Origin of the sequence: Olleya sp. AS48 (assembly GCF_038900355.1) — a bacterium.
GTDB lineage: Bacteria > Bacteroidota > Bacteroidia > Flavobacteriales > Flavobacteriaceae > Olleya.
This window is the reverse complement of the sequence record NZ_JBBMRD010000005.1, coordinates 31668-47523: the sequence shown is the minus strand read 5'-3', so window position 1 is coordinate 47523 and position 15856 is coordinate 31668. Positions and strand designations below refer to the sequence as shown.

Genomic DNA, 15856 nt, shown 5'->3' with positions numbered 1-15856 from the left:
TCAAAACAACCAATCATGTTACGACTTTTACAAATAGAATTACAAAAACTTTCAGAAAATAGGATTAGCAAAATCTTAATTTTCTTTTCATTTGTATTACCCTTTTTTATCATATTACTATCCTCGTTCAAAATTAATTTCTTTGGGCTTTTTACCATAGATTTAGGTAGCGTTGGAATTTTTGATTTTCCTTATATCTGGCATATCACCACATTTTTTGCTGCACTATTTAAGCTGTTTTTTGCTATAGTTGTAGTAAGCATGATAGGTAATGAATATAGTAACAAAACCATAAAACAAAATTTAATTGATGGTCTAAGTAAAAAAGAATTTATCCTGTCTAAGTTTTACGCACTGCTATTTTTTTCATTAATATCCACACTGCTTGTTGGTATACTAACCTTAGCAATTGGATTGTATTATAATAGCGATAGTGAAGCGTACTATATGTTTAGCGAAAGTATTTTTTTACTAGCCTATTTTGTCAAACTAATCGGCTTTTTTAGCTTGTGTCTGTTTGCTGCAGTGTTAATAAAAAGATCTGCTTTTGCACTAGCCTTCTTGTTTATACTATTTATTGTAGAATGGATAATATATGGTATTATATTAAAAAACTATGATGATGATATAGCAACTAAAATACACAACTACTTTCCATTAAAATCTATGTGGAAATTAATTGACGAACCTTTTAGACGTATTGTAGCCATGAAGTCTCCAGAAAAAGTAGATCTAGTCTATGACTTTGCAGTACATTGGCAAGAGATAGGTATTGTTGCGGTTTGGACTACAATTTTTATTTACTGCTCATATAAGCTATTGCAAAAAAGAGACCTATAATTGATAAAACGTTTTTAACATCAGACATTTATATTTAAGATAAAATTATAATATCTTTACTAGCATTAGCTAGAAAAAAGAAATGAAAAAGATATTATTAATTTTTGCTGTACTATGTGCAGGTACATTATCTGCTCAAAACGAAGCTGCCAACTGGTATTTTGGAAATAATGCAGGTATTACATTTGATACTTCAACCAATGAAGTTAGTGCTTTAACAGATGGACAATTATCTACTGAGGAAGGTTGTACAAGTATATCTGATAGTACAGGTAATTTATTATTTTATACAAACGGAGAAAATGTATATGACAGACAGCATAATATTATGCCTAATGGAACTGGTTTATTTGGTAATCAATCCAGTACACAATCTGCTATAATAGTACCTAAACCTGGTGACCCAAATATTTACTATATTTTTACCCAAGACACTTCTTTTGAAGGGACTCTTGACAGTGGTTTTAATTACTCCATTGTTGATATTTCACTAAATAGTGGCTTTGGTGATGTTACTGCTAAAAATCAATTTTTATTACATAAAGCTAGCGAAAAACTAAGTGCTGTTTTAAAAGATTGCGAATCACAAAATATTTGGGTAGTAGCTTTTGGTAGTAATGATGCTTTATCAAATTCGGGTGCGACAGATACTAACAATAACACCTTTTATGCTTTTGAAGTCAGCGCAACAGGCATTAATACCACACCTGTAATTTCCACATTACCATATACTGTAAACCAAAGACGAGGATATTTAAAATTTTCACCAGACGGAACAAAAATTGCTATGGCTAATATTAGTGATGGACTACGCTTACTGGACTTTGATCCTACAACTGGTATTATTAGTAACTCAATTACTATAGCTACTAATATTTCGCCTAGCGGAAAACCACAAAACCCTTATGGTGTCGAGTTTTCTCCCAACAATCAAATATTATACGTCACCACTTATTACGAAACTAGTGGTTCTAATTTTGATAATCCAAGTGCACAATATGGTGCTTTATTACAATATGATTTAACTGCCACTAATATTAGTGCAACAGAAGAAGTATTAGACCAAAGAGTAATGTACAGAAGCGCTTTACAACTTGGACCAAATGGTAGAATTTACCGATCATTAAGTGCGACATACAACCAAGGGACTCCTTTTTTAAGCGTTATTAACAACCCTAACAATCTTGGTCAATTAGCAGACTATCAACATGCTGTAATTGATTTAATGGGTCGATCCTCTAGACAAGGACTTCCTCCTTTTATAACCTCTTACTTTTCAGAAAAAATAGACATTATTCCAACAGATGACCAAAACACCGTCATATTACCTTTATGTACTGGAGATACGTATACTTTAGTTGCCGAAGCTATTCCAGGAGCAATTTATACTTGGACTAAAGACGAAGTCGCTATCCCAACTCCAACTATTCCATATGAGTTATTTATTGATGAAGCAGGTAATTATGAAGTCGTTATAGATCCAAGCACTAGTGACTGCGAGATTAAAGAAGGTCAAGCCATAGTAAGTTATTACGATATACCTGTAGCAACACAACCAAGCGACTTAATTATTTGCGACGATAATAATGATGCAACCTCAACATTTGATTTGCAATTGCAGGATGCCAGTATATTAAATGGTCAAGATCCAATGCAATATAGTGTGCACTATTATTTATCTCAAATGGATGCAGATTTAAACGAAAACCAATTAGAAAGTCCATACACTAACTCTAATCCTATTGAAACCATTTTTGCTAGGGTTTATAATATTAATAATCCTAATTGTTTTGACACAACTAGTTTTAATTTAGAAGTCTATAATACGCCTACCATAGCTACACTAGTAGATTTGGCTGTTTGCGATGATATTACTGATGGAGATGACTCAAATGGACAATCAACTGTAGATTTATCCACTTATAATGCTCAAGTTTACAACTCCTTAAGTCCTGCTGTTTATGATATTTCTTATCATAACACGCAGTTAGATGCAGATGATAATACAAATCCATTACCAACAAATTATTATAACACGACGCCTTTTAACGAAACAATATATGTTAGATTAGAAAACAGTAATAATACCGACTGTTATGCTACCTCAAGTTTTGTTATTAATATAAACCCTGTACCAGAAGCTAATAACCAAATCTTGTTTCAATGTGATGAGGATGGTGTTCCGGATGGTTTTACAACTTTCAACTTAAATCAAGCCATTCCTGATATTACAAATAACGCAATTAATACAAGTACCACTTTTTATAGCAGTATGACTAATGCGGAAACAGAAACTAATCCTTTAAACGCTGAAGCCTATAATAATGCTTCCAATCCGCAAACAATTTATGCTGTTGTCACTAATACCACTTCAAGTTGCAAAGCAATCACTGAAGTTGTTTTAGAAGTTAGCATAACACAAATTTCGGATTATAATGCACCAATAGTGTGTGATGAATTAGGATCTGAAGATGGTATAAACACCTTTAATTTGAATGATTTTTCTGCAGACATGCTAACGCTTCTACCTACTGGAATAACCATAAATTTTTACCAAACCTATGATGATGCTTTATTAGAAATAAATGCATTACCTACTACATACAATAACACGACGCCTTATAATCAAACAATTTATGCTAGAGCAGAAAACAATAATGCCTGTTACGGTATAAACCAAGTATTTTTGACAGTTAAACCATTACCTCAACTATCCGATGATCAAACCATCTTATATTGTTTAAATGAATTTCCTGAAACAATACAATTAAGTGCGTCAACACCAACAAATAATAACTATTATTATGATTGGTCTACTGGCGAAACTACTGCTACAATAGACATAAATACAATTGGAACTTATACTGTAACTGCTACTACAGTTGATGGCTGTTCTAAAACTAAAACTATTATTGTAGAAGCGTCTAACATAGCTACTATTGATAATATTGAAGTAATTGATGGCACTTTAAACAATAATATTATAACAATTTTAGCGTCAGGAGAAGGTAATTACCTTTATGAAATAATAAATGCAGAAAATTTATCATCTGGTTATCAAGAAAGTAATATCTTTAATAACGTAAAACCAGGTATTTATACCGTAAATGTCAAGGATACAAAAAACAATTGCGGTACTGTAAATCAATTATTTTCAGTAGTTGGATTTCCGTTGTTCTTTACACCAAATAACGATGGAAAAAATGATTATTGGCAAGTATATGGTGTGTCGTCTCAGTTTCAACCAAACTCGTTAATTCAAATTTTTAATAGATATGGTCAATTGTTAACAGAGTTTACACCTACAAGTAAAGGATGGGATGGTACGTTTAACGGACTGCCTGTACCAACAAATGATTATTGGTTTACTGTAAAACTACAAGATGGTAGACTTTATAAAAGTCATTTTACTTTAAAAAGATAAAATATGAACAAACAAATATTATATACAACCGTAATGCTGTGTATTACTATTTGTTTTTCACAAAATGAAACAGCAAACTGGACATTTGGAGAAAATGCTGGCCTTAATTTTAATTCTGGATATCCTTTACCTTTAGGTGCTTCTCAGTTAAATACTACCGAAGGTTGTGCTAGTATGTCTGACACTAGCGGAAACTTGATTATCTACTCTGATGGATCAACCGTATGGAACAAAAACCATGACATAATGACTAATGGATTGGATTTGCTAGGTAATGACTCTAGCACACAGTCTGCTATAATTATCCCAAAACCTAATAGTGACACCATCTATTATATTTTTACGGTAGACGACAGAGCTGGATCTAATGGCTTAAGGTTTTCTGAAGTTGATTTGTCTTTATCTGGTGGTTTAGGTGCAGTAACAGCTAATAAAAACATCTTACTAGAATCGCCTATTACAGAAAAACTTACAGCTGTCGAAGCGTCTAATGGTGAAGACATTTGGGTTATTAGCCACAGATGGGAAAGTAACGAGTTTGTTAGTTATCTGGTTTCAGATTTAGGTGTCTCAACAACACCTGTTGTATCTGGAATTGGAACATATTATGGAGGAGATATTAATCAAACCATAGGATATTTAAAAGCCTCTCCTAATAGAGAAAAAGTAGCTTCGGTTGTAAGTTATGTTAGTCAAGTAGAAGTATTTGATTTTAATGCGCTAACTGGACAACTCACAAATCCTGTTTATATTCCTAATTTAAGCACAAATAATCCAGGATTTTATGGTTGCGAGTTTTCACCAGATAGCCAATTACTTTATGTTAGCGAGTTAAATTATGATACAAACCTTTCCTTTATCCATCAATACAATTTAGGCTTAAATTCTGCGTCAAGCATAATTGCATCTGATGTTATCGTTGGACAAAGAACTGGGTCTTTTGGTGCCTTACAACAAGCGTTGGATGGAAAAATTTATGTTGCTGAGTTTGACCGAACGTCTATGGCTGTAATTACAGATCCTAATACTATTGGTGTGGATTGTAATGTATTGTCAGGATTTGTAAATTTAAATGACAAGATATGTCAATTAGGATTACCACCTTTTATTCAATCTTATTTTTACGCTACAAACATATTTAATAATACATGTTTTGGTGATGTCACAGAGTTTTATACAGAATTTAGCACAAGCATAGACGCCATACAATGGGATTTTGGAGATCCTGCTTCTGGCATTAACAACACCTCAACATTACTAAATCCAACACATGTTTTTTCAAGTTATGGCACCTTTAATGTTACTATAAATTTTGTTGTAGATGGTCAAAACCAAACCCTTTACAGATCCTTAACTATTACTGATAAACCACCTGTTTTAACTTTAGACCCATTATATAGCTGCGAAACGGACAATCTATTTAATCTACAAAATGCAATACCATCATCTTACTTGAGTCCAGATTATAATATTGCATATTTTGAAACTTTAGAAGATGCGCAACAGAAAGAAAATAATATATTAAATTTTAGTAATTACGACGCAACAAGTACTAACCAAACAATCTATATAACACTATCTAATGGAACGTTTAGTGATTGCTTTTCTATAAGTACGCTAGATTTAGTAACCGTTTCTGCTCCAATCGTAGCTGATGAAGATGTTTTTTTGTGTAAAAATTCAGTCTCAGATTTTGTTACTATTGATGTCGGATATTTAGATTTACCATACAATCAATATTCATTTTTGTGGTTATCAAGTTTAGAAACCACACCACAAATTGATGCATTTCATCCTGGTGAATATATTGTAAGAATCACACTTTTAAGCAGCATAACAACCACTAATCCTGAAGGCTGTTATGCTGACCGATTGGTAACCGTTACAGCTTCAAGCATTCCTTACATAGAAGAAATTATTACAAATAACACAACAATAACGGTTATGGTTTCAGGTTTGGGTGATTATGAATATGCTTTGGATAACATAAATGGTCCTTATCAAAACGAAAACATTTTTGAAAACACCACTGCTGGTAACCACATAGTTTATATTAGAGATAAAAACCATTGTGGTGTTGCCGAAGCACCAATCTGGTTAATAAAATTTCCAGATTATTTTACACCAAATAATGATGGTAAAAATGATTATTGGCAAGTCGAAGGTTTAAGTGACAATTCTAAAAAAAACGCACTAGTTCAAATTTTTGATAGATATGGCAAATTGTTAAAACAATTTAAGCCTTCTAGCATTGGTTGGGATGGCAGTTTTAATGGCTATCCAATGCCAACTAACGATTATTGGTTTGTAGTAACCTTAAGTAATGGTTTAATTTATAAAAATCATTTTACATTAAAACGCTAGTTATTCGTACATTTAAGCATGAAACGCTATTAGATGTATCGTACAATTATTGCTTTAATACTATTTACCTTATCAACGCAATTTACCATTGCGCAAGATATAACCCTGTTTCAGCAGTTTAATGGACGTTATGATTATATAGCAATTGGAAACACTTTAAATCAAGCCGAAAATAATTTATCGCAATCCTTTTGTAGTATTTTACCTTCGTCTCAAGCAAGTCTAAACTTGCCTATTGACAGTAACATAATATCTGCATATTTGTTTTGGTCAGGCTCTGGACCAGGAGATACTGAAGTCTCATTAAATAGCCAAACAATAATTGCAGAAGACACTTATAATGTTACTTATAATGCTGGATCTGATGGGTTGCTTACTTACTTTGCTAGCTATGCAGATGTTACCAATTTGGTAATTACGCATGGTAATGGCGACTACTTATTTGCAGATTTAGATATTTCAGAAGTACTAACCTCAACAGCTGGATATTGTAATAATAGGACCAACTATGCAGGATGGAGTCTTTATGTTATTTTTGAAGACAGTACACTTCCTTTAAATCAAGTAAATCTATTTTTAGGATTAGAAATTATTAATGGAGACGTACAAAACAAAACTATCGTTTTAGAAAATGTTAATGTCCTTGATAATGACAATGCCAAAATTGGTTTTTTAGCTTGGGAAGGTGATAATGCCTTAAACTATGGCGAATCCCTATCTATTAATGGTAATGTATTATCCAATCCTCCTCTTAATTTAGCAAACAATGCTTTTAATGGCACCAATACTTTTACTAATGCTACTGATTTTTATAATGCAGATTTAGATGTTTACAATATAGAAAACAACATCGCTATAGGAGACACAGAGGTTACAATTAACTTAACAACAGGAGGTTTAGATTCTAGTGGAACTTTTAGAGCCGATTTAATAATAATCAATAATATTATTACGGTTTTAAATAGTCAATTACCAGACGCTACTATCCAATTAAATAATTACCAGGTTACTTGCAATGATAGAATTTTAACTGTAAACTACTCTGTATTTAATTATAATAGTACAGACAGTTTGCCTGCAAATACACCTATTGCTTTTTTTATAGATGGTATTCTGGTAGCACAAAATCAAACCATCAATACAATATTAATTGGTGGAGAGGAAACCAATCAAATCAGTTTCCAGGTTCCAAATACTTTTACTGATAACTTTATTTTAGAAATTGCAGTGGATAATGATGGTACCTATAATGGTATTGTAACAGAAACTAATGAAGTTAATAATAATACCTTTGAAGTAATACAGCTAATACCTTTACCGCAAACCATACAATTAAATCCATTATTAGCATGTGATGAAGGTTATAATAAGTCGCATTATGATTTAACTAAGACATTAAACCAAATAGACACAACCATTTATCAGGATTTTTTATTTTTTGAAACCTTAGAAGCTATTTCTAATAATACCAATATAATAAATCCCAGTAATTATTTTTCAAACAACACACCTCAAACCATATATATTACAGCTATGACTGATATTTGTTTTGACATATTTAAATTTGATTTATTTACAGAACATTGTCCTCCATATATACCTCAAGGCTTTTCTCCAAACCAAGATACTAATAACGACCATTTTAATATACAAGGTTTATATACCATTTTTGAAAATCACGAATTATTAATCTACAATCGTTATGGCACTTTAATATTTAAAGGTGATGACAATTTAAAGTGGCATGGTCAAATAAACCAAGGTCTAAATAACCAAGGTAAAATAGTACCTGTAGGCACCTACTTTTATGTACTGAATTTAAATGACCCAAAATATAAAACAAAAACAGGTTGGGTTTACGTAAACTATTAAGGAACAAACAATTAATTTAAACTTTTAATCGATAATTATTGCGTTTAATCGATAATTAACGTATCATTGCACAGTATAACGATGAAATAAGTTATTCATCGCGATTTAAATTCCCTTATTGTCAATGAAACTTAACCTACAAACCCCAATCATTGCTACATTTATCTTGTTTTGCTTGTCTACTCATGCACAACAAATTACAGTAGACGACTCATTTACAGCCCAACAACTTGTAGAAAATAATTTAGTACAAGGTTGTGTTGAAGTAACAAATATTACATCTACCATTAACGGAAATGTTAATGGATTTTCCAGTTTTGGTTATTTTGAAAATGCAAGTTCGGGTTTTCCTTTTGAAAACGGAATAATGCTATCCACAGGTAGCGCTACATCAGCAGGAAACACACAAAATACCAACCCTTTAAATGAAGGGACTGTTGCTTGGGGTACAGATCCTGATTTAGAAGCTGCTTTAGGCATAGACAATACCTTAAACGCAACCTCTATACAATTCGATTTTATTTCTACATCAAGCAATGTTCAATTTAATTACATTTTAGCTTCAGAAGAGTATTTTGCTGAATATCCTTGTTTATACTCGGATGGTTTTGCTTTTTTAATTCGCGAGGCAGGAAGTGGTAATCCTTATCAAAACATTGCAGTAGTTCCCGGAACGTCTACTGCTGTAAATACAAATACAATTCATGACGAAATCGTAGGTTTTTGTCCTGCAGAAAACAATGCCTATTTTGAAGGTTATAACATTGGAGATACAAATTTTAATGGTCGTACAACTGTTTTAACTGCTTCTGCAAGCATATTACCTAATGTACAATACAATATAAAATTAATTATAGCAGATCAAACAGACCGAAACTTTGATACAGCTGTTTTTATAGAAGGAAATAGTTTTACAGATAGTGTAAACCTTGGAGATGATATAACAACATGTGATGCTACAGTAACTCTAGATGCCAATACAGACAATCCTTTAGCAACTTACACTTGGTTATTTAATGACACTGTTATCACAGGAGAAACCGGAAGCACGTTATTAGTAAATACTGACGGTAATTATAAAGTAGAAATTACTGTACCTTTAAATGCCGATTTTTGCACGTTTGAAGATTCAGTAAACGTTACACTTAATAGCATACAACTTGCAGATACATTAACAGACATAATTGTATGCGACGATGTATCTAACGATGGAGAAGAAAACTTTGATTTATCTATTAAAATATCGGAAGCTGAAGCTGCTTTACCAAGTGCATCGTATACTACAACGTTTCATCTTAATCAAACCGAAGCAGAAAATAACACAAATGCCCTAGTAAATTATTTAAGTACAACGTCAACACAATCTATATTTTACCGCGTTCAAGATGATGCTTCAGGATGTGTGTATATTGGTATGTTTAATCTTATAATTAACCCTTACTTAACTATAACCAATCCAACACCTTTAACTGTATGTTCTGCAGGAGGTGCTTCTGTGCCACTTACAGATAAAGATGACGAAATATCAAATGGTAACAGTAATTATAATGTTAATTACCACTATAATTTGGCTGATGCCGAAAGTGGATTAAACCCAATAGCTTCGCCTTATACTCCTGCTACTAGTACTGAAACATTATATGTTAGTATCATAGATATAACTACGGGATGCAATACAACCACAACTTTAGACATACAAGTCAATGTTAATCCTGCAATAAATCCAGACACGCAAATGTTAGACGCTTGTGATTCTGATGGAGATGGCTTTGACACCTTTGATTTAACTCAAAATATTGATGATGTACTACAAGGCTTAACTAATGTAAATGTAACATATCACGAAACATTGGATGACGCTAATAGTGGTACAAACCCTATTGCTAATCCGACCAACTTCCCTAATACTACAGATTTTCAGCAAACTGTTTTTATCAGAGTAGAAGATAACACAACTGGTTGCGCATCTGTAGTACCATTAGAGATTCACACTTTTTTATTAGAAACAGGTACAGAAATAACAGATTATTTTGAATGTGATGATCCATCAAACGATGGTATTGTGGATTTTGATTTATTACAAGTAGCTGAAGCCATAATTAATGGATTAGAAGATGTTACTATTGACTTTTACGAAACTGAAGCAGACCAATTGGCTAACATAAACCCAATTAATCAAAATGTACAGTATGTTGTAAATGCGTCGCCAAAAACATTATACATTGTATTAAATAGCTTAACGTGTACACACAACGCAACTATACAATTAATAATCAACGATGGGTTTGATATTCAAACACTAACCTCTCAAGATTATTGTGACACAGATGACGATGGTTTTACTAGTATAGATTTACATACGTTTGATGATTACGTTGCAACAGATATTGCAGGTGGAACGGTTTCTTATTTTGAAACTCAAGCAGACAGTCAGTCTAACTCAAACCCTTTACCTGCGTTTTATTACAATACAGTTAATCCATTAACGGTTTATGTACGAGTACAAAACGAGAATGGTTGCAGTGCTACATCAAACCTAACAATTAATGTATTACCTGCTCCAACCACAACAACTCCTGATAACATATTGGTTTGTGATGACGATCAAGATGGTTTTTCTATAATTGATTTATCAACTACTATTAATCAAATGGTATCTGACACATCAGACAGAACAATCACATTTCATAACTCTCAAGTCAATGCTCAAAGTAATACAGATGCCATAGCAGATTACCAAAACTACAATGCTAATACGCAAATGGTTTTTGCAAGAATAGAAAACAGTATTACTGGTTGCTACTCTATTGAGGTTATCACTATTTATGTAAATACATTACCTGTTTTTAATCCAATAACAACATTAATTAATTGTGAAACTGATGGTAATCAAATCGGAGAGTTTATTTTTATTGATAAAGATGCAGAAATATTAAATGGACAAATTGGTAAAGAAGTTCTTTATTATTTATCGCAAGCTGATGCAGATAGCAACAGCAACGCTATAGACAAAACAACCGTTTTTGAAAATACATCAAACCCTCAAACCATATATGTTCGTGTTCAAAATTATACAAATACAGATTGTTATGGTACCTCATCTTTTCAAATAGAAGTGGGTTCTAACCCAATCTACAACAATCCTACAGATGTATTTGTTTGTGACGATGTTAGTAATGATGGGTTTGAAACCTTTAATCTTTCAGAAATTTCAACACAAATCAGTGCAGGTTCTCCTGAAACGTTAAGCATCACTTACCACCTTAATATGGCTGATGCCGAAACACAATCTAATCCATTACCTAATAACTTTACAACAACTGTTAATCCACAGCAAATTTTTGTTACTGTAGATAATGGTACTTACTGTAAAGGCATTACTAGTTTTGAGTTTAACGTTATTGCTGTACCACAAACTAATGTAGCTAGTGCATTACAACAATGTGATGATGATTTAGATGGCTTAAGTAGTTTTGATTTAACACAATCAGAAGTAGAGGTTCTATCTATTAGACAAGACAATATTGTAATTGAATACTTTACATCTGTTACAGATCTAGAGCTTGGAACCAATCAAATTACTGATCCTTCTAATTTTACCAACACATCTAATCCACAGACTGTGTTTATTAAAATATCTAATACTGTATCTAATTGTTATGCACAAATACCTTTAGATTTAATTGTAGACGTGCCTCCTACTATTACTCCAAACGTGGTTTTAGATATTTGCGAAGATGCTACTTTTACATATAATTTAAACAACGCACTAACTGCATTGATTGACACAACATTAGACATTCAAATTGCTTATTATGCTAATCAAGCAGATGCTCAATCAGAACAAAATCCATTAAATACAAATTACGTTTATAGTGTAGCAAATAATACTGTATTTGCTCGTGCTAACTACACAGGCAGTGCTTGTTTTACTATTCAACCTTTTGTTTTGGCAGTAAATCCAACACCTAATTTAGGTACATTGTTAGATTTACAAAATTGCGATGATGATTTTGACACATTCTCCATCTTTGATTTAAGTCAACAAACTCCTTTCGCATTAGCCGGACAAAACCCTAGTGACTTTAGTGTATCTTATTTTACAACACAAAACGATGCTGTTAATAATACAAATGCATTAACAGATTTACTTGTAGACTCAGAAAACAACACACTATATTATGTAAGAATAGAAAACAACGCTACAGGATGTTTTAACACCACAAGCTTTGCGACTATTGTTAGCAGAAAACCAGAAGTAGATATTGAAGACCAAGTGTTATGTTTAGAAAACTTACCATTAATAGTAACTGCCGAAACTAATATCCCAACAGACAGTTATAGCTGGTCTACAAGTAGTAGTTTAAGTTATATTGAAATTACAGAAATAGGAACATACTCAGTAACCGTTACATCACAATTTGGCTGTACTTCTACAGCGACTTTTACCGTTTCAGAGTCAGAAGCTGCAACTATTGACTTTACCGAAACAGTAGATTTTTCAGACCCAAATAATATTACAGTAACCGTTTCTGGTATTGGTGATTATTTATATCAGCTTGACGACTTAGACCCTCAAGACTCTAACATTTTTGGTAATGTACCAATTGGTCCACATACAATAACTGTAATAGATTTAAATGGATGTAACTCAACAACCAAAGAGGTAGTTATAATAGATGTACCAAAATTTGTTACACCTAATGGTGATGGCTATTTTGATTATTGGCATATTACTGGTGTAAACCAACTTAAAGGTACTGTGGTTAATATTTACGATCGTTATGGTAAATTACTAAAAACATTAACACATGCTTCTCTTGGATGGGATGGCAGATATAATGGCAACTTAATGCCTGCAAGTGATTATTGGTACGTTGCAGACATAAAAAAAGGAGCTATAGCGTTTCAGAAAAAAGGACATTTTACACTTAAGCTTTAACATTTCAAATTTCATTTAACAAAAATTGTTTTTTTACCTTTGCAAACCATTAAAAAGGTATGCAAAAAAGACTCTTTATTATTCTATTTTTAATTGTAAGTTTTTCATCTGCTCAAAACGTAGTTACAGATGTTCAAACCTATACACCTCAGCAACTTGTAGAGGATATCTTAATTGATAGTAGTTGTATTACAAATGTACAAGTAACTAATGTTGTTGGTGGTAATTTTGGAGGATCAGACCAAAGTTATGGATATTTTGACGCCACAGGTACCACATTTCCTTTTCAAAGCGGAATTGTTTTAAGTACAGGTCGTTTAAGTAATGTTGATGGTCCTAACGATTCTTTAAGTGATGATGATGCTTCTGGTTGGGATGGTGACCAAGATTTGGAGATTGCACTAGACGAAACTAATACTTTAAATGCAACCATATTAGAGTTTCAGTTTACCTCTGAGGCTACACAAATTAGCTTTAATTATATTTTTGCTTCAGAAGAATATCAAGAAAACAACGCCAACACATGCCAATATTCTGACCTATTTGGATTTTTAATTCGTGAAATAGGCACAACAGACTACGAAAATATTGCACTTGTTCCTGGCACTCAAGTTCCTGTAAAAGTGACAACTGTTCACCCAGAAATACCTGGCGGTTGTCAAGAAGAAAACGAATTTTATTTTGGAAGCTGGAATGATAATACTGCACCAATTAACTTTAATGGTCAAACCAAAGTCCTGTCTGCAGTAGCTAACACAGTACCTAATACCACTTACGAAGTTAAATTGGTAATCGCAGATGAACAAAACTACAGATATGATTCTGCTGTATTTTTAGAAGCTGGAAGTTTTGAATTAACTACAGATTTAGGTCCAAACTTACTTGAGTCTACAAACAACGCACTATGCGAAAACCAAAGCATAGACCTAGATGCCACACAAACTGGAGCCATAATTTACAAATGGTTTAAAGATGGTACAGAGCTTCTTACTGAAGTTAATCCTATCCTAACAGTAGCAGATACTGGAACTTATAATGTAGAGGTAACCTTATCCAATGGTTGCATATCTTATGGCGAAATTGTGATTGAGCAGTTTCCTGCACCTACAACCATAAACACAACCTTAACCCAATGCGATTTAGAGCAAGATGGCATAACAACTTATAATTTATTTGATACAGATCAAACCATTACTGTTGGCAATCCAGATTTATCTATCATTGGTTTTTATAATGCGTTAACAGATGCAGAACAACAAATAAATGCCATAACAACGCCTGATAGTTTTCAAAATACTACAATCAATCAAGTGGTTTACGCTTTAGTTATAAATAATTTATCCAATTGTACAGCTATAAGTCAGATAACGTTACAAATTTCAAATAATAATTTACCTACTTATAATTTAGACGCTTGTGACGATGCCATAATTGATGGATTAACCACTTTTGATTTAAGCCAAGTAAGCACCCAAATTACACCTTTAGTTCCAGCAGGAGCTACTGTAAATTATTATTTAACGCAAGAGGACGCTTTCGCGGAAAACAATCCGTTGCCAACAAACTTCGACTCTACAATTCCAGATTTTCAAACCATTTATGCACAAGTAACCACTAATGGATCGGATTGTTATGCTGTAACAGACGTTAACTTAAATGTACTTTTTACACCAGAAATTTCGGAAAACGAAAGCTTTGAATATTGTTTAAATAATTTTCCTGAAACCATAACCTTAAATGGAGGAGTATTAAACGACTTACCAAATAACTATTACTACCAATGGTTATTAAACGGAGTAGACACTGGAGTAAACACCTCTTTTATTGAAGCAAACCAAATAGGAGTTTATACTGTTATTATTACAGGCACCAACGGTTGCTCAAACACCAGAGACATAACAGTTACTTCAATTGAAGCACCTATAATTGAAAATGTAGACTATACAGAATTAACAACCAACAATACAGTGACGGTAACGCTATCTAACACAGGAGATTTTGAATTTGCTTTAGACAATGGGACATATCAACCCTCTAATTCGTTTTCAAATGTGTCTCCAGGCATTCATACAGTTTATGTTAGAGAAATTGATGGCTGCGGAATGTCAGAGCAAACCATTGCCATCTTAGGCTTTCCACAATTTTTTACTCCAAATGGAGATAATTACAATCAATTTTGGAAACCAATAGGTATTAATGATGCTTTTAATACGGATTTAGATATTAAAATATTTGATCGCTATGGTAAGTTAATTCATCTTTTAAATCCACAATCTTCAGGTTGGGATGGTACTTTAAATGGCCAATTATTACCTAGTAATGATTACTGGTATTTAGTTTCTAGATCTAATGGTCAAAAAATCAGAGGTCATTTTAGTTTAATTCGTTAGTGCTAATTATCTAGATAATAAAGT

Annotated in this window: 6 protein-coding genes; all 6 read left to right on the top strand. The window is 32.6% G+C overall.

Annotated elements, in window-relative coordinates; translation table 11 throughout:
• The first annotated feature begins 15 nt into the window (after positions 1 to 15).
• Entirely contained in the window at positions 16 to 840 is an 825-nt protein-coding gene (locus tag WNY60_RS07540; protein WP_342862013.1) for an ABC transporter permease subunit, read from the top strand.
• Between the two features lie 82 nt (positions 841 to 922).
• Positions 923 to 4264, top strand: coding sequence for a T9SS type B sorting domain-containing protein (locus WNY60_RS07535; RefSeq protein ID WP_342862012.1), 3342 nt, complete (start codon positions 923 to 925; stop codon positions 4262 to 4264).
• A 3-nt stretch (positions 4265 to 4267) separates the two neighbouring features.
• Positions 4268 to 6628, top strand: a complete 2361-nt coding sequence (locus tag WNY60_RS07530; RefSeq protein ID WP_342862011.1) for a T9SS type B sorting domain-containing protein — start codon at positions 4268 to 4270, stop codon at positions 6626 to 6628.
• A 33-nt stretch (positions 6629 to 6661) separates the two neighbouring features.
• Positions 6662 to 8500 carry a gliding motility-associated C-terminal domain-containing protein gene (locus WNY60_RS07525; RefSeq protein WP_342862010.1) on the top strand — a complete coding sequence of 613 codons (1839 nt, stop codon included), beginning with the start codon at positions 6662 to 6664 and terminating at the stop codon, positions 8498 to 8500.
• A gap of 124 nt (positions 8501 to 8624) precedes the next feature.
• On the top strand, positions 8625 to 13442 hold the full coding sequence (locus tag WNY60_RS07520) for a choice-of-anchor L domain-containing protein (protein ID WP_342862009.1): 4818 nt from the start codon (positions 8625 to 8627) through the stop codon (positions 13440 to 13442).
• Between the two features lie 59 nt (positions 13443 to 13501).
• On the top strand, positions 13502 to 15832 hold the full coding sequence (locus WNY60_RS07515) for a choice-of-anchor L domain-containing protein (protein WP_342862008.1): 2331 nt from the start codon (positions 13502 to 13504) through the stop codon (positions 15830 to 15832).
• Positions 15833 to 15856 lie beyond the last annotated feature (24 nt).